Consider the following 16,791-nt stretch of genomic DNA (forward strand, 5'->3'; position numbering starts at 1 on the left):
TGCTCCTTGAGTTAACAGGCGCTACTTTGACAAACGTAGGGGATAATTCGCGAGCGGCAAAAATCGAAACGGGAAAGAGGATTCAGAAGATTGTTAGCGGGTTGCATAGCAAGGCAACAGGTTTGCGAGGCCGCTCGAAAAAATGTGCCGGATGGCGGCGTAAACGCCTTATCCGGCCTACGGATTTACATCATTTGTAGGCCCGATAAGCGAAGCGCCATCGGGCATGACAATTCGGCGTTAGCGAAAACGCATGGAGAGATCGAGCGCTCTCACATGTTTGGTCAGCGCGCCAACGGAGATAAAATCCACGCCGGTTTCGGCAAATTCGCGCAGGGTTTCATCAGTGACATTGCCGGAAACTTCCAGCCGCGCCTGTCCGTTGGTGCGTTTCACCGCTTCACGCATCTGATCCGTTTCGAAGTTATCCAGCATGATGATGTCTGCGCCCGCTTTCAGCGCGTCGTCCAGCTCATCCAGATTCTCAACTTCAACTTCAACCGGCACATCAGGATGCAGCCAGAAGGCTTTCTCGACCGCCTGACGCACTGAGCCGGAAGCGATGATGTGGTTCTCTTTAATCAGAAAGGCGTCGGAAAGCCCCAGACGGTGATTCGCGCCGCCGCCGCACAATACGGCGTATTTTAATGCGGTTCGCAGACCCGGCAGGGTTTTGCGGGTGTCCAGCAGTTGCGTTTTTGTCCCCGCCAGCAAATCAACGTATTTACGGACTTCGCTTGCGACGCCGGAAAGCGTCTGAACAAAGTTCAACGCGGTGCGCTCGCCGGTCAGCAGGATGCGAGACGGGCCGTCCAGTTCAAACAGCGGCTGGTTGGTTTTAATGCTGTCGCCGTCCTGTACGCGCCAGGTGATGCTGACATCATCGCCGGCCAGTTGAATAAAGACCTCTTCTACCCAACGTTTTCCGCAGAATACGCCATCTTCACGGGTAATCACCGTGGCGTGAGAACGGGTGTTCTCCGGTAAAAGCTGCGCGGTAATATCGTTATTTGCGTCAACTTCTCCGCCTAAATCTTCACGCAGCGCCTGGGCGACAGCGGTGGGGATATCCAGATTTATGCGTTCCAACAGCGCGTCACGTCGGTAGTCGGGGTTGTAGCGGCGAGGCGGCATGATAAAACTCCAAATTGGTAACGAATCATAAGGTAGAAACATGCTACTCTGAACCGGATAACTGCACCATATAAAAGGAGGTTCTGTATGCTGTTAGACAAGGGCTGGCTGGCGGAGGCGCGACGCGTCCCCTCTCCCCATTTTGACTGCCGCCCGGATGACGAAACCCCTTCTTTGCTGGTGGTGCACAATATCAGCCTGCCGCCAGGCGAGTTTGGCGGTCCGTGGATTGATGCGCTATTCACCGGAACACTCGATCCCGCTGCCCATCCTTTTTTTGCCGAGATTGCCCATTTGCGCGTTTCGGCACATTGTCTGATTCGCCGCGATGGCGAAATTGTGCAGTATGTCCCTTTCGATAAACGTGCCTGGCATGCGGGCGTGTCGAACTATCAGGGGCGTGAGCGCTGTAATGATTTTTCCATTGGTATAGAGCTGGAGGGAACGGACACGCTGGCTTATACCGATGCGCAGTATCAGCAACTGGCCGCCGTGACGCGCACGCTGATTGCGCTTTACCCGGCGATAGCCGACAACATGACCGGACACTGCAATATTGCGCCTGAGCGTAAAACCGATCCCGGTCCGTCTTTCGACTGGGCGAAGTTTCGCGCGCTGGTCACCGCCTCGTCACACAAGGAGATGACATGACGCTGTTTACGACATTACTGGTGCTGATTGTTGAGCGCCTGTTCAAGCTGGGTGAGCACTGGCATCTCGACCACCGACTGGAGGTCCTGTTCCGCCGGACGACGCATTTTTCGATGGTGCGTACGTTGGGGATGACGATTGTTGCGATGGCGGTGACGTTCCTGCTGCTGCGTGCGCTGGAAGGTTTACTGTTTAACGCTCCCACGCTGGTGGTCTGGATACTGATTGGTGTGTTGTGTATTGGTGCAGGGAAGGTTCGTCTGCATTATCACGCGTACCTGAACGCAGCTTCCCGTAATGATGCCCATGCCCGTGAAGCGATGGCTAACGAACTGACGCTGATCCACGGCGTGCCGCCAGACTGCAATGAACGGGAGTTTTTGCGCGAGCTGCAAAATGCGCTGCTCTGGATAAATTTCCGCTTCTATCTGGCGCCGCTGTTCTGGTTTATTGTCGGCGGCCCGTGGGGGCCGGTGACGCTGGTCGGCTATGCGTTTCTGCGCGCCTGGCAGTCCTGGCTGGCGCGTTATCAAACGCCGCATCAACGTTTGCAGTCCGGCATTGACGCGATTCTTCATGTTCTGGACTGGATTCCGGTGCGTCTGGCTGGCGTGGTTTATGCGCTGCTGGGGCATGGCGAGAAGGCGCTGCCCGCCTGGTTTGTTTCGCTGGCGGATCTGCGCACGTCTCAGTACCAGGTGTTGACGCGTCTGGCGCAGTTCTCACTGGCCCGCGAGCCGCACACGGATAAGGTCGAAACGCCGAAAGCCGCTGTCTCAATGGCGAAGAAAACGTCTCTGGTGGTGGTGGTGGCGATCGCACTTCTGACCATTTACGGAGCGCTGGTGTAATGTCGTTTTGCCGGATGGCGCTGCGCTTATCCGGCCTACGTTTGCACGGACTGTAGGCCCGGTAAGCGCAGCGCCGCCGGGCAACGTGCTCAGACGGTATCCGCAGGCGGGATGCCAAAATCTGGCATTCCGTTTTCGTCCCAGCGAATCAGCTTCAGGCGGGTATGACGGTTCGGATCGTACAGCGGATCGCCTTCAATCTCCGTATAATTTCGTGCATGGTAGACCAGTACATCATCGCCTTCCGGCGTTTGGGTAAAGCTGTTGTGCCCTGGCCCATACTGGCGGTTTTCATTGCTGGTGGTAAAGACCGGACGCGGTGATTTGTGCCAGTTTGCCGGATTTTGCGGATCGGCATGCATATCAATCCACAGCAGACCCATACAGTAGTTTTCGTCGGTGGCGCTGGCGGAATAGCTGATAAACAGCTTATCGCCGTGCGTGATAACCGCAGGCCCTTCATTGACGCGAAAACCCCGACACTCCCAGTCATATTCCGGCTTGCTGAGCATCACCGGCGCGCCTTTGATCGTCCACGGATTTTCCAGCCCGGCAAGATAGATATTGGAATTTCCGGCGATATCCGGCGCTTTCTGCGCCCACAAATACCACTGTTTTCCCTGATGGCTAAAAGTCGTGGCATCCAGCGCGAAGGTATCAAATGGTGTTTTGATCTGACCTTTTTCTTCCCAGACGCCGCTGAGCGGGTCGGCATCTGTACACTCCAGGACAAACATACGGTGCTGGAACATTCCCAGTTTGTCGAGCGCCTGGGTATGCGCGGCGGCGAAATAGATGTACCACTTGCCGTCGATGCGGTGAATCTCTGGCGCCCAGATAAGCTCGCACATCGGGCCGCTTTCAGGTTTACGCCAGACGACGACAGGGGAGGCGGTGCGTAAGTTTTCCAGCGAGTTTGCCCGACGGATCTCCAGCCGGTCATACTCCGGCACCGAGGCGATAAAGTAATAATGGTTGCCGTCGCGAAGAATAAACGGATCGGCGCGTTGTTCAATAAACGGGTTGGGCCAGTTTTGCATCAGGCTTTCCTTACTGTTTCAGCGACGTTAAATTGCGGGTCATCGTTGAGCTCGCGGTAGTTGGCGCGGCGTTTTTCCAGGTCCTTCTGAATCTGTTTCATCAGTTCGCGATCCACTTTCAGCAGGCGAACCACGCCGGCGGTGATCAGATAGCCGACGCCGGGGATCACCGTGAAGAGCAGAACAATACCGCCGATTGCCGTGTCGCTCTGCGCTTTGGCGCCAGCGTCGTAGCCATACCAGGATAACAGGAAACCGACCATTGCTCCGGCAATCGCCAGACCCAGTTTCAGGAAGAACAGGTTGCCGGAAAAACTGATGCCGGTGATGCGCTTGCCGGTTTTCCATTCGCCGTAGTCATCGACGTCTGCCATCAGCGACCAGTGCAGCGGGGAAGGGATCTGATGCAGGATGTTAAGCAGGAAGTAAAGCACCACGATAAGCGTAGTGGCTTTTGGATCGAAGAAGTAAAAGGCGCAGGAGAACAGCGCCAGCGCGATATTGGTCCAGAAGAAGACCTTCAGTTTGCACCAGCGGTCGGTCAGCACTTTCGCCAGCATACTGCCGATCATCATTCCCACCACGCCAAGGCTAATGAAAAGGGTGGCGAAGTGAGTGCTTTGCCCCATTACCCAGGTCACGTAATACATGGTTGCCGCCATGCGGATAAAACCCGGACAGACGTTGCACAATGTCAGCAGCAGGATGCGCACCCATTGATCGTTTTTCCATACGTCTTTGAAATCGTTCTTCATGTCATCATGGGTAGGAACGGCAGGACGAATGCGTTCACGAACGGTGGCGAAGCAGAACAGGAACATGCACATGCCGATAATCGCCAGTACGGTCATCGCCATCTGGTAGCCTTTGGCTTTATTGTCGCCGCCAAACCACTCCACCATCGGCAGCAGCGTTAATGACAACAGCAGAGTGGCAATCCCGACCAGCACAAAACGGTATGACTGGCAGGCCACGCGCTCTTGCGGATCGTTGGTGATGACGCCGCCTAATGAGCAGTAGGGAATATTGATGGCGGTGTAGGTAATCGATAGCAGGAAATAGGTGACAAACGCATAGATAACCTTGCTGTTATATGTCCATTCCGGGGTGGTGAACATCAGGATGCTGAACAGCGCATAAGGGAAGGCAATCCACAGTAGCCAGGGACGAAATCGCCCGTATTTGCTTTGGGTACGATCGGCGATTGCGCCCATAATCGGGTCGGTAACGGCATCAATCACGCGAACGGAGAGGAGTAATACACCGACCAGAGCGGGAGCCAGCCCAAAAATATCTGTATAAAAATAGTTAACAAACAGCATTATGGCGCCAAAGATGATGTTGCATCCGGCGTCACCCATGCCATAGCCGATTTTTTCTTTTATCGACAGCTTACCCTTTTCCATTGAAACGTCTCCCATCAGATGATGTAGAGAATTATTCTGCGCAAGCGAAGTAATTGCGTTGCAGGATAACGCCGCTGATATGGATAAAATGGCTATACAGAGGAAAATGTGAGGCAGGTTGCAACCCTCACTCTTGCAAGTGAGGGCTGTGGGGATTAATGCGCTTTAACGGTTTTTGCGGTTTTCTGTTTACACAGATAGCCTACGCCCAGAATGACAATCCACACCGGAATCAGGTAGACCGAGATGGCCATGCCTGGCGTCATCAGCATAATGACCAGCACCGCCGCCATAAACAGCAGGCAGACCCAGTTACCCAGCGGGTAGAACAGCGCCGGGAAGCGAGTTTTCACTCCCTGCTGCTGTTTGGCGCGACGGAACTTTATGTGCGCGAGGCTGATCATTGCCCAGTTGATCACCAGAGCAGAGACCACCAGCGCCATCAGCAAGCCAAATGCCGAGTCCGGCGCCATATAGTTAATCAGCACGCAGAGCGCGGTAACCAGTGCGGAAACCAGAATGGTGTTCACCGGTACGCCGCGTTTATCCACGCTTAAAAACACTTTCGGCGCGTTGCCCTGCTGAGCCAGGCCGAACAGCATACGGCTGTTGCAGTATACGCAGCTGTTATAGACGGACAGCGCCGCGGTCAGTACCACGATATTCAGCGCGTTGGCTACGAGGGTATCGCCCAGTTCGTGGAAGATCAGGACGAACGGGCTGGTATCCGCCGTTACGCGCGTCCACGGCAGCAGAGAAAGCAGCACCGCCAGCGAACCAATATAGAAAATCAAAATACGGTAGATAACCTGGTTCGTCGCTTTCGGAATGCTTTGCTCCGGGTTGTCCGCTTCCGCCGCCGTGATCCCGACCAGCTCCAGTCCGCCGAAGGAGAACATGATAATCGCCATCATCATGACCAGCCCGGTGAAGCCATGCGGCAGAAAGCCGCCCTGTTCCCACAGGTTACGCACGGTTGCCTGCGGGCCGCCGTTGCCGCTAAACAGCAGCCAGCCGCCGAAGAGGATCATCGCCACCACTGCGATAACTTTAATGATGGCAAACCAGAACTCCATCTCACCAAACACTTTCACGTTGGTCAGGTTGATGGCGTTGATGAGCACAAAGAAGGCCGCAGCGGAGACCCAGGTGGGGATTTCAGGCCACCAGAACTGAATGTATTTCCCGACCGCCGTCAGTTCCGCCATTGCAACCAGCACATACAGCACCCAATAGTTCCAGCCGGAAGCGAAGCCTGCAAATCCGCCCCAGTATTTATAGGCGAAGTGGCTGAACGAACCGGCAACCGGCTCTTCAACCACCATTTCACCTAACTGACGCATGATCAGAAAAGCGATAAAGCCCGCGATGGCATAACCCAGAATAATCCCTGGCCCTGCTGACTGGATAACGGATGCGCTGCCCAGAAACAGCCCGGTACCGATTGCGCCCCCCAGGGCGATTAGCTGGATATGGCGGTTTTTAAGACCGCGCTTTAGCTGCTCACCATGCTGTTGACCTTCCATCATGAAACCTCGTGTGTGGTTATTTTTGAACTACGCAGTGACGCGTGTGTAAGTTTGCAATTCCATTTGTTGTATTAATATGTTTACGCTGATGAAATCTTAATTGTTACCGAAAGTCTTTCGTCGGCTAAAGAATAATGGTATGCGGGCGTTAAAGCACCTGCTTTATGAAGGGACGATGACGAGTTGAATAAAAAGAAACCATTTGTAAATACCACCTCTCCCACCTCAAATTTTAGCTGATAAATATTTATTCATTATTTGTGAATATAAAGTCATTAAATAAGCGGTTGAATCGGTTCAGATAAAATTTTTCCTCGTTTCAATTACGTTAAATCTACTCCCGGGGGAGTAAATTTAACATTTGTGCATAGTTACATCTTTGAAACGTTATTTCTGTAATCTTGTTAAAATGTGCGTGGTTTACTGATTTCAATCAAAACCTGTATGGACAGAAGGTGAATACTTTGTTACTTTAGCGTCACGAACGTGAAATTGGTAAGACCAATTGACTCCGGGCAAATGGCTTAAGACAGGAAATCATGGCCTACAGCAAAATCCGCCAACCAAAACTATCCGATGTGATTGAGCAGCAGCTGGAGTTTTTAATTCTTGAGGGGACTTTGCGCCCCGGCGAAAAACTCCCACCGGAACGTGAACTGGCTAAACAGTTCGACGTCTCCCGCCCCTCTTTACGCGAGGCGATCCAACGTCTCGAAGCGAAGGGTTTGCTGCTTCGTCGCCAGGGCGGCGGAACTTTTGTACAGAGCAGTCTGTGGCAGAGCTTTAGCGACCCACTGGTAGAACTGCTCTCCGATCATCCTGAATCCCAATTTGACCTGCTTGAGACGCGCCATGCGCTGGAAGGCATTGCCGCTTATTACGCGGCATTGCGTAGCACGGATGAAGACAAAACCCGCATTCGTGAACTCCATCATGCTATCGAGCTTGCTCAACAGTCCGGCGATCTGGATGCCGAATCCGACGCGGTTCTCCAGTATCAAATCGCTGTCACCGAAGCGGCGCACAATGTGGTGCTGCTCCATCTGCTAAGGTGTATGGAGCCGATGCTGGCGCAAAACGTTCGTCAGAACTTTGAATTGCTGTATGCGCGCCGGGAGATGCTTCCGCTGGTGAGCAGTCATCGCACCCGTATTTTTGAAGCGATCATCGCCGGTAACCCGATCGATGCGCGTGAAGCGTCGCATCGTCACCTGGCGTTTATCGAAGAGATTCTCCTGGACAGAAGCCGTGAGGAAAGCCGTCGTGAACGCGCCTTACGCCGTCTGGAGCAACGAAAGAATTAGTGATTTTTCTGGCAGAACGTTAACCAGAAGATGTTGTAAATCAAGCGCAAATTATAGCGCGCGGCAACTAAACGCAGAACCTGTCTTATTGCGCTTTCTAGCGAAAGCTCAATGGGACAGGTTCCAGACAAATCAACGTATTAGATAGATAAGGAATACCCCCATGTCAGAACGTTTCCCAAATGACGTGGATCCGATCGAAACTCGCGACTGGCTACAGGCGATCGAATCGGTCATCCGTGAAGAAGGTGTTGAGCGTGCTCAGTATCTGATTGACCAGCTTCTTTCTGAAGCCCGCAAAGGCGGCGTGAAAGTAGCGGCAGGTGCAGGGGCTAGCAACTATGTAAACACTATTGCCGTTGAAGATGAACCGGAATACCCGGGCAATCTGGAACTGGAGCGTCGTATCCGTTCAGCTATCCGCTGGAACGCCATCATGACCGTACTGCGTGCGTCTAAAAAAGACCTCGAACTGGGTGGCCACATGGCTTCCTTCCAGTCTTCCGCAACTGTTTATGATGTTTGCTTCAACCACTTCTTCCGCGCACGCAATGAGCAGGATGGCGGCGACCTGGTATACTTCCAGGGCCACATCTCCCCGGGCGTGTATGCACGCGCATTCCTGGAAGGCCGTCTGACTGAAGAACAGATGGACAACTTCCGTCAGGAAGTTCATGGCAAAGGACTCTCTTCCTACCCGCACCCGAAACTGATGCCGGAATTCTGGCAGTTCCCGACCGTATCTATGGGTCTGGGCCCAATCGGTGCGATCTACCAGGCTAAATTCCTGAAATATCTGGAACACCGTGGTCTGAAAGACACGTCCAAACAGACCGTTTACGCTTTCCTGGGCGACGGCGAGATGGACGAGCCGGAATCCAAAGGGGCTATCACCATCGCCACCCGTGAGAAACTGGACAACCTGGTCTTCATCATCAACTGTAACCTGCAACGTCTGGACGGCCCGGTAACCGGTAACGGCAAGATCGTTAACGAACTGGAAGGCATCTTTGACGGCGCTGGCTGGAACGTGATCAAAGTGATGTGGGGCGGTCGTTGGGATGAGCTGCTGCGTAAAGACACCAGCGGTAAACTGATCCAGCTGATGAACGAAACCGTTGACGGCGACTACCAGACCTTCAAATCCAAAGATGGCGCTTACGTACGTGAGCACTTCTTCGGTAAATATCCAGAAACCGCAGCCCTGGTTGCTGACTGGACTGATGAGCAGATCTGGGCACTGAACCGTGGTGGTCACGATCCGAAGAAAGTCTACGCTGCACTGAAAAAAGCGCAGGAAACCAAAGGCAAAGCAACAGTAATCCTGGCCCATACCATCAAAGGTTATGGCATGGGTGACACTGCCGAAGGTAAAAACATCGCGCACCAGGTTAAGAAAATGAACATGGACGGCGTTCGTTACGTCCGCGATCGTTTCAACGTGCCGGTATCCGATGCTGATATCGAAAAACTGCCGTACATTACCTTCCCGGAAGGTTCTGAAGAGCACACTTATCTGCACGCACAGCGTCAGAAACTGCACGGCTACCTGCCGAGCCGCCAGCCGAATTTCACTGAGAAGCTGGAACTGCCGACCCTGGAAGACTTCGGCGCGCTGCTGGAAGAGCAGAACAAAGAGATCTCCACCACTATCGCTTTCGTTCGTGCCCTGAACGTGATGCTGAAAAACAAGTCGATCAAAGATCGTCTGGTTCCGATCATCGCCGACGAAGCGCGTACTTTCGGTATGGAAGGTCTGTTCCGTCAGATCGGTATTTACAGCCCGAACGGCCAGCAGTACACCCCGCAGGACCGTGAGCAGGTTGCTTACTACAAAGAAGACGAGAAAGGTCAGATTTTGCAGGAAGGCATCAACGAGCTGGGCGCAGGTTCTTCCTGGCTGGCCGCTGCGACCTCTTACAGCACCAACAACCTGCCGATGATCCCGTTCTACATCTACTACTCCATGTTCGGGTTCCAGCGTATCGGCGACCTGTGCTGGGCAGCAGGTGACCAACAGGCGCGCGGCTTCCTGATCGGTGGTACTTCCGGTCGTACTACGCTGAACGGCGAAGGTTTGCAGCACGAAGATGGTCACAGCCACATTCAGTCTCTGACTATCCCGAACTGTATCTCTTACGATCCGTCTTACGCGTACGAAGTTGCGGTCATCATGCACGATGGTCTGGAGCGTATGTACGGTGAGAAACAAGAGAACGTTTACTACTACATCACCACGCTGAACGAAAACTACCACATGCCAGCCATGCCGGAAGGTGCTGAGGAAGGTATCCGTAAAGGTATCTACAAACTCGAAACCCTCGAAGGTAAGAAAGGTAAAGTTCAGCTGCTGGGCTCCGGTTCTATCCTGCGTCACGTTCGTGAAGCAGCAGAGATCCTGGCGAAAGATTACGGCGTAGGTTCTGACGTTTACAGCGTCACCTCCTTCACTGAACTGGCGCGTGATGGCCAGGATTGTGAGCGCTGGAACATGCTGCACCCGCTGGAAACTCCACGCGTTCCGTACATTGCTCAGGTAATGAACGACGCGCCGGCAGTGGCATCGACTGACTATATGAAACTGTTCGCCGAGCAGGTTCGTACTTATGTACCGGCTGATGATTACCGTGTACTGGGTACTGACGGTTTCGGCCGCTCTGACAGCCGTGAGAACCTGCGTCACCACTTCGAAGTGGATGCATCTTATGTGGTTGTTGCGGCTCTGGGCGAGCTGGCTAAACGTGGCGAAATCGATAAGAAAGTGGTAGCGGAAGCCATCACCAAATTCAACATCGATGCAGATAAAGTTAACCCGCGTCTGGCGTAAGAGGTAAAAGAATAATGGCTATCGAAATCAACGTACCGGACATCGGGGCTGATGAAGTTGAAATCACCGAGATCCTGGTCAAAGTGGGCGACAAAGTTGAAGCTGAACAGTCGCTGATCACCGTAGAAGGCGACAAGGCTTCTATGGAAGTTCCATCGCCGCAGGCGGGCGTCGTTAAAGAGATTAAAGTCTCTGTTGGCGACAAAACCGCGACGGGCGCACTTATCATGATTTTCGATTCCGCCGACGGTGCAGCTGACGCTGCGCCTGCTCCGGCAGAAGAGAAGAAAGAAGCCGCTCCGGCAGCCGCTCCTGCTGCTGCGGCAGCGAAAGACGTACACGTACCGGATATCGGCGGCGACGAAGTTGAAGTCACCGAGATCCTGGTGAAAGTGGGCGACACCGTTGCGGCTGAGCAGTCGCTGATCACCGTAGAAGGCGACAAAGCCTCTATGGAAGTGCCGGCGCCGTTCGCGGGTACGGTTAAAGAGATCAAAGTCAACGCTGGCGATAAAGTGTCTACCGGCTCTCTGATCATGGTCTTCGAAGTAGCGGGCGCTGCGCCTGCTGCTGCGCCCGCTCAGGCGGCAGCACCAGCAGCGGCGGCTCCGGCAGCAGCAGCTGGCGCGAAAGACGTTAACGTACCGGACATCGGCGGCGACGAAGTTGAAGTCACCGAAGTGATGGTTAAAGTCGGTGATAAAGTTGAAGCTGAACAGTCGCTGATCACCGTAGAAGGCGACAAGGCCTCTATGGAAGTGCCGGCGCCGTTCGCGGGCGTGGTTAAAGAGCTGAAAGTTAACGTTGGCGACAAAGTGTCTACCGGCTCTCTGATTATGGTCTTCGAAGTGGAAGGCGCTGCCCCTGCCGCGGCTCCGGCTGCTGCTCCGGCACCTGCCGCTGCACCTGCTCAGGCCGCTAAACCGGCCGCTGCGCCTGCGGCAAAAGCGGAAGGCAAATCTGAGTTTGCTGAAAACGACGCTTACGTTCACGCGACCCCGCTGATTCGCCGCCTGGCGCGCGAGTTTGGCGTTAACCTGGCGAAAGTGAAGGGTACTGGCCGTAAAGGTCGTATCCTGCGCGAAGACGTTCAGGCTTACGTGAAAGACGCTATCAAGCGCGCTGAATCCGCGCCAGCGGGCGCAACCGGCGGTTCTCTGCCGGGTCTGCTGCCGTGGCCGAAAGTGGACTTCAGCAAGTTTGGTGAAGTGGAAGAAGTTGAACTGGGCCGCATCCAGAAAATCTCTGGTGCTAACCTGAGCCGTAACTGGGTGATGATCCCGCACGTTACGCACTTCGACAAAACGGATATCACCGATCTGGAAGCGTTCCGTAAGCAGCAGAATGCGGAAGCTGAAAAACGTAAGCTGGACGTGAAATTCACGCCAGTGGTCTTCATCATGAAAGCCGTTGCCGCTGCTCTGGAACAGATGCCGCGCTTCAACAGCTCTCTGTCTGAAGACGGTCAGCGCCTGACGTTGAAGAAGTACATCAACATTGGTGTCGCGGTCGACACGCCGAACGGTCTGGTTGTTCCGGTGTTCAAAGATGTGAACAAGAAGAGCATTACTGAGCTGTCCCGTGAACTGACGACCATCTCTAAGAAAGCGCGTGATGGTAAGCTGACCGCTGGCGAAATGCAGGGCGGTTGCTTCACTATCTCCAGCATCGGCGGCCTGGGCACCACCCACTTCGCGCCGATTGTGAACGCGCCGGAAGTGGCTATCCTCGGCGTTTCTAAGTCCGCAATGGAACCGGTGTGGAATGGTAAAGAGTTTACTCCGCGTCTGATGATGCCGATTTCTCTCTCCTTCGACCACCGCGTGATTGACGGTGCTGATGGTGCTCGCTTTATCACCATCATCAACAACACGCTGTCTGACATTCGCCGTCTGGTGATGTAAGCAAGCAAAAAAGTCGGCCTGATGGCCGGCTTTTTTCTGGTAATCTCATGAAGTGAGTGAGGTTATCGTGCGAAAGACAAATCGGTTGCCGTTTGTTGTTTCAAAATTGTTAACAATTTTGTAAAATACGGGCGGATAGAACGACCCGGTGGATGATGGGCGACAAGACCAGGGATCGCCGGGAATAAATTAAGAGGTCATGATGAGTACTGAAATCAAAACTCAGGTCGTGGTACTTGGGGCAGGCCCGGCAGGTTACTCTGCTGCCTTCCGTTGCGCTGATTTAGGTCTGGAAACCGTAATCGTAGAACGTTACAACACCCTTGGCGGTGTTTGTCTGAACGTCGGCTGTATCCCTTCTAAAGCTCTTCTGCACGTAGCAAAAGTTATCGAAGAAGCCAAAGCACTGGCTGAACACGGTATCGTTTTTGGCGAGCCGAAAACCGATATCGACAAAATTCGTACCTGGAAAGAGAAAGTTATCACTCAACTGACCGGCGGTCTGGCTGGTATGGCGAAAGGCCGTAAAGTGAAAGTGGTAAACGGTCTGGGTAAATTCACCGGGGCCAACACCCTGGAAGTGGAAGGCGAGAACGGCAAAACCGTGATCAACTTCGACAACGCGATTATCGCAGCAGGTTCCCGTCCGATCCAACTGCCGTTTATTCCGCACGAAGATCCGCGCGTCTGGGACTCCACCGACGCACTGGAACTGAAATCCGTACCGAAACGTCTGCTGGTTATGGGCGGCGGTATCATCGGTCTGGAAATGGGTACGGTGTACCATGCGCTGGGTTCAGAGATCGACGTGGTTGAAATGTTCGACCAGGTTATCCCGGCGGCTGACAAAGACATCGTTAAAGTCTTCACCAAACGCATCGGCAAGAAATTCAACCTGATGCTGGAAACCAAAGTGACTGCCGTTGAAGCGAAAGAAGACGGTATTTACGTTTCCATGGAAGGCAAAAAAGCACCAGCAGAAGCACAGCGTTACGATGCGGTGCTGGTGGCTATCGGCCGTGTGCCGAACGGTAAAAACCTCGATGCTGGCAAGGCTGGCGTAGAAGTTGACGACCGTGGCTTCATCCGCGTAGACAAACAGCTGCGCACTAACGTACCGCACATCTTTGCTATCGGCGATATCGTCGGTCAGCCGATGCTGGCGCACAAAGGTGTTCACGAAGGTCACGTTGCCGCTGAAGTTATCGCCGGTAAGAAACACTACTTCGATCCGAAAGTTATTCCGTCCATCGCCTACACTGAGCCAGAAGTTGCATGGGTAGGTCTGACGGAGAAAGAAGCGAAAGAGAAAGGCATCAGCTACGAAACCGCCACCTTCCCGTGGGCTGCATCTGGCCGTGCTATCGCTTCTGACTGCGCAGACGGTATGACCAAGCTGATTTTCGACAAAGAATCTCACCGTGTTATCGGTGGTGCGATTGTCGGCACCAACGGCGGCGAGCTGCTGGGCGAAATCGGTCTGGCGATCGAGATGGGCTGTGATGCTGAAGACATCGCGCTGACTATCCACGCTCACCCGACTCTGCACGAGTCCGTTGGCCTGGCAGCCGAAGTGTTCGAAGGCAGCATCACCGACCTGCCGAACCCGAAAGCGAAGAAGAAATAATCTTCTGAGTTGATAAAGAAAAAGCGGCTTAGCGGCCGCTTTTTTATTGGGTCAAATCCTGCCCCGGGTTTTGCCGGATGGCGGCATCAACGCCTTATCCGGCCTGTAATCTTTGATAACCGCTTTTACTCAACGGTCTGCCAGTGGGCATCGGCATTGAATTTATTGATTGTCGCGACGTTCTTCTCCGTCTCTCTTCCCAGGTTCGCCTGATACACCTTATCGTCCTGATTCACCATAAAGCTCATGACGCCCGTCTTCCCCCAAATTACCGGCCAGGCCAGCAGGGCGAAACCGTTCTCTGTGCTATCGGGAATAATGCGGAAATGGTAGCCGTGATAACCCTCACCGGGTGCCGAAGGACTGAATGCCGGGCCTAACGGGCTGGGCATCTCGCCGGGTTGTGCCGGCCAGTACAGTCCATCCTGCTGACCTTTGCTACTGATGAGTTTTGTCGCGAACCTCTGTTTGCGTTGCCAGTAATCGTATTGGGCATCCACATAGGCGCGCATCGCTTCTATCGCCGACAGTTCATTGCGGCCGATGGCGCGGGTGAGGATCTCGTCCTGTGCGGCCGCCATATCAAAATGCCAGCCATCAGCATCTTTCATCATCGGTACAGGCAGTTGCCACTCGTCGCGCCCGACGTTCAGGTGCGCGGTATCGTCTTGCTGTACGATACGGTGGCTGATTTTCCAGTCGCGGTTAAAGCGGGCAACGGCTTCGGGGTCGGCGCCTTCCTGCGGCAGAAACTGTCGCCAGTTGTCGCCCAATAGCGCCGTCAACTGCGCCTCGTTTTGTGTGGCGACTGCGGTCGCGAACGCCGTTGCCGCGTCGTCAGGCGAAGGGAAGCGTTGTTGCGCGTAGCTCAACAACGGCAGCGACAGCAGCAGGGGGCTTAACAGGATTTTTTTCATCATCGACTCCGGTTAACGACGGCGAAATTCATGGCGCTCGGAAAGGTGTTCACGCGCAGCGGCACGCTGTTCAGTATTGAGATTGCCGACGTGACGACTCTGCTGGCCGCGCTGCTGCTGAGATTGCCAGGAGGGCGAACGGCTGTCGTTACCGCTGAACACATTGGCATGGTTCTGCCGGAAGGTCTGACGCTGCTGCGGCGTGGCGGATGCGACGCGCTGGTGAACGGTCTCCCGTTGCTGCTGTGACAGTGAATGTGACTGAACCGACTCCCTGTGAACGCTGTCTTGCCGGGTGTCGTAGCCGCGATAGTTATTCCGCTGGGCAATCTGGTTTAGCTGCTGCGAGGCCGCTTTGCGCTGAGCATCGCGGGACGTCGCGCCAGGTGGTTGGGTTCGCGTGGCGGGAGACGCGTGGCTATGCTGCTGGAATTGCGCCATCGCCGCCTGACGCTGGCCGTCGCGGGAGGCTGGCGTCTGTTGAGTAGCGCTTAACCCGCCGCTGACATCGGTTTGATGAAAACGTTGGGACACCGCGTTGTTCTGATAGGGCACGCCGTTGCGATACGCCGGGTTGTGCTGCCAGGCCATTGTCTGCCCTTTGAGATTTTGCCCGGTAATGTGATTGAAGTTATTCACATTGATATTGATGTTATCCCCGTTGTGCTGGTAGCCATTGCCGCCGTGATGGTCGTTATCATCGTGGTGGTGATGGTCATCGTCGTGGTGATGATGATCGTCGTCCCAGTCGATGCTGCTGAACAACGCGTAGGTGGTGGCGACGCCGAGGCTATAACCAAAGCCTTTCACGAAACTGTCGGCGAATTGCTGTCCGGGAGGCGGCGGCAGATACACGGGCGGGTAAGTGGTATTCGGCCAGGCGCCGTAAACGGTCGCGGGATTATAGTTGGGAACATAGACGACCTGTGGATCGGCGGGCTCAATTTTGATCACCGTCGGCGTCGTGCTTTGTACGTTAGCGGCGGCGCTCTGCTTTGGCGTGCTGCTAACCGTTTGCTGCGGCGTGGATTTCAGCGAGCCGGTTTGCTGCGCCAGTAAACGCAGCCGTTGCACCGCGTCCATGACGTCCTGCGGCTGGGCCAGAAAAGCGTCGCCAAGGTTTTGTACCCACGTTGGGTTTTCGCCCATCAGCGCCATCAACTGGGGAAACGCCACCAGTGATTTCACGCTCGGGTCCCAGGGCTGACCGGAGACGGCCTGTATTGCCGCATCGCCTTGCAGGGTTGGGTTGTCATGCGACCACTGCACTGCCTGAACCACGTTCGCCGGATAGGTGGCGGCCATCAGCACCTGAGAAAGCAGCGAGTCAGGGTAGAGCGCTATCGGGGCGACCCATTGATCGATTTGCGCTGCGGTAAACGCGGCTTTTGCTTCAGGTTCCGCGGCGGCGGTCGGCTGCGGCTGCACGGCGACGGGCGCGGGTTGAAGCGGGGCTTCGGGCGTGCGGCTTTTTACATACAACACACCCGAAGCGGCAAATAACCCTGCGCTGCATACCAGCGCAATTACATGGGGCTTAAAGGGCAACGTCATTTTATCTCTCCCGATTCCTGAAGAATCGTCATGGTCATTATGCCTGC

General features: G+C 54.5%; 12 protein-coding genes. 6 read left to right on the plus strand and 6 right to left on the minus strand.

Features of this window, described 5'->3' with window-relative positions; translation table 11 throughout:
• Window positions 1-240: 240 nt before the first annotated feature.
• Entirely contained in the window at window positions 241-1,134 is an 894-nt protein-coding gene (gene nadC / locus OGX84_RS05270) for a carboxylating nicotinate-nucleotide diphosphorylase (RefSeq protein WP_104869076.1), read from the minus strand.
• Window positions 1,135-1,221: 87 nt separating this feature from the next.
• On the opposite strand from nadC, the gene ampD reads away from it, so the two are divergent.
• Window positions 1,222-1,785 carry a 1,6-anhydro-N-acetylmuramyl-L-alanine amidase AmpD gene (ampD, locus tag OGX84_RS05275; protein WP_012134055.1) on the plus strand — a complete coding sequence of 188 codons (564 nt, stop codon included), beginning with the start codon at window positions 1,222-1,224 and terminating at the stop codon, window positions 1,783-1,785.
• A complete protein-coding gene (gene ampE / locus OGX84_RS05280) occupies window positions 1,782-2,636 on the plus strand; it encodes a beta-lactamase regulator AmpE (RefSeq protein ID WP_049008868.1) in 855 nt (284 codons plus the stop codon). Before ampD ends, ampE begins: the two co-directional genes overlap by 4 nt.
• Before the next feature lie 89 nt (window positions 2,637-2,725).
• Here ampE and OGX84_RS05285 read toward each other — a convergent pair whose 3' ends face one another.
• The 3 genes from OGX84_RS05285 to aroP form a co-directional block, all read right to left on the minus strand.
• Complete coding sequence (locus OGX84_RS05285; protein WP_049008867.1) at window positions 2,726-3,676, minus strand: glycoside hydrolase family 43 protein; 951 nt, start codon at window positions 3,674-3,676, stop codon at window positions 2,726-2,728.
• Window positions 3,676-5,082: a glycoside-pentoside-hexuronide (GPH):cation symporter gene (locus OGX84_RS05290; RefSeq protein WP_047458898.1), complete on the minus strand. Its 1,407-nt coding sequence runs from the start codon at window positions 5,080-5,082 to the stop codon at window positions 3,676-3,678. The genes OGX84_RS05285 and OGX84_RS05290 overlap by 1 nt, the downstream gene beginning before the upstream one ends.
• 155 nt (window positions 5,083-5,237) lie before the next feature.
• The gene (gene aroP / locus OGX84_RS05295) at window positions 5,238-6,611 is read right to left on the minus strand and encodes an aromatic amino acid transporter AroP (protein ID WP_012134051.1); all 1,374 of its coding nucleotides are present in this window, start codon (window positions 6,609-6,611) and stop codon (window positions 5,238-5,240) included.
• 539 nt (window positions 6,612-7,150) lie between these two features.
• On the opposite strand from aroP, the gene pdhR reads away from it, so the two are divergent.
• From pdhR to lpdA, 4 genes are all read left to right on the plus strand, one after another.
• Complete coding sequence (pdhR, locus tag OGX84_RS05300; RefSeq protein WP_012134049.1) at window positions 7,151-7,915, plus strand: pyruvate dehydrogenase complex transcriptional repressor PdhR; 765 nt, start codon at window positions 7,151-7,153, stop codon at window positions 7,913-7,915.
• A gap of 163 nt (window positions 7,916-8,078) precedes the next feature.
• Window positions 8,079-10,742 carry a pyruvate dehydrogenase (acetyl-transferring), homodimeric type gene (gene aceE, locus OGX84_RS05305; protein WP_012134048.1) on the plus strand — a complete coding sequence of 888 codons (2,664 nt, stop codon included), beginning with the start codon at window positions 8,079-8,081 and terminating at the stop codon, window positions 10,740-10,742.
• A 14-nt stretch (window positions 10,743-10,756) separates the two neighbouring features.
• Window positions 10,757-12,646: a pyruvate dehydrogenase complex dihydrolipoyllysine-residue acetyltransferase gene (aceF, locus tag OGX84_RS05310; protein ID WP_047458895.1), complete on the plus strand. Its 1,890-nt coding sequence runs from the start codon at window positions 10,757-10,759 to the stop codon at window positions 12,644-12,646.
• 202 nt (window positions 12,647-12,848) lie between these two features.
• Window positions 12,849-14,273 (plus strand): dihydrolipoyl dehydrogenase, encoded by a 1,425-nt coding sequence (lpdA, locus tag OGX84_RS05315; RefSeq protein WP_047463778.1) that lies wholly within the window; start codon window positions 12,849-12,851, stop codon window positions 14,271-14,273.
• 125 nt (window positions 14,274-14,398) lie between these two features.
• Here lpdA and OGX84_RS05320 read toward each other — a convergent pair whose 3' ends face one another.
• Entirely contained in the window at window positions 14,399-15,190 is a 792-nt protein-coding gene (locus tag OGX84_RS05320) for a DUF2950 family protein (protein ID WP_286457550.1), read from the minus strand.
• A gap of 12 nt (window positions 15,191-15,202) precedes the next feature.
• A complete protein-coding gene (locus OGX84_RS05325; protein ID WP_110494673.1) occupies window positions 15,203-16,744 on the minus strand; it encodes a DUF3300 domain-containing protein in 1,542 nt (513 codons plus the stop codon).
• Window positions 16,745-16,791 lie beyond the last annotated feature (47 nt).

Source organism: Citrobacter sp. CK202, from assembly GCF_030333225.1.
In the GTDB taxonomy this organism is placed as follows: Bacteria; Pseudomonadota; Gammaproteobacteria; order Enterobacterales; family Enterobacteriaceae; genus Citrobacter_B; species Citrobacter_B koseri.

What these genes read in the sequence shown, in the direction of transcription:
- ampD (WP_012134055.1), top strand. Translation starts at nt 1,222, where the DNA reads ATGCTGTTAGACAAGGGCTGGCTGGCGGAGGCGCGACGCGTCCCCTCT.
- lpdA (WP_047463778.1), top strand. Translation starts at nt 12,849, where the DNA reads ATGAGTACTGAAATCAAAACTCAGGTCGTGGTACTTGGGGCAGGCCCG.
- aceF (WP_047458895.1), top strand. Translation starts at nt 10,757, where the DNA reads ATGGCTATCGAAATCAACGTACCGGACATCGGGGCTGATGAAGTTGAA.
- OGX84_RS05285 (WP_049008867.1), bottom strand. Translation starts at nt 3,676, where the DNA reads ATGCAAAACTGGCCCAACCCGTTTATTGAACAACGCGCCGATCCGTTT.
- OGX84_RS05320 (WP_286457550.1), bottom strand. Translation starts at nt 15,190, where the DNA reads ATGAAAAAAATCCTGTTAAGCCCCCTGCTGCTGTCGCTGCCGTTGTTG.
- pdhR (WP_012134049.1), top strand. Translation starts at nt 7,151, where the DNA reads ATGGCCTACAGCAAAATCCGCCAACCAAAACTATCCGATGTGATTGAG.
- OGX84_RS05290 (WP_047458898.1), bottom strand. Translation starts at nt 5,082, where the DNA reads ATGGAAAAGGGTAAGCTGTCGATAAAAGAAAAAATCGGCTATGGCATG.
- ampE (WP_049008868.1), top strand. Translation starts at nt 1,782, where the DNA reads ATGACGCTGTTTACGACATTACTGGTGCTGATTGTTGAGCGCCTGTTC.
- aceE (WP_012134048.1), top strand. Translation starts at nt 8,079, where the DNA reads ATGTCAGAACGTTTCCCAAATGACGTGGATCCGATCGAAACTCGCGAC.
- nadC (WP_104869076.1), bottom strand. Translation starts at nt 1,134, where the DNA reads ATGCCGCCTCGCCGCTACAACCCCGACTACCGACGTGACGCGCTGTTG.
- OGX84_RS05325 (WP_110494673.1), bottom strand. Translation starts at nt 16,744, where the DNA reads ATGACGTTGCCCTTTAAGCCCCATGTAATTGCGCTGGTATGCAGCGCA.
- aroP (WP_012134051.1), bottom strand. Translation starts at nt 6,611, where the DNA reads ATGATGGAAGGTCAACAGCATGGTGAGCAGCTAAAGCGCGGTCTTAAA.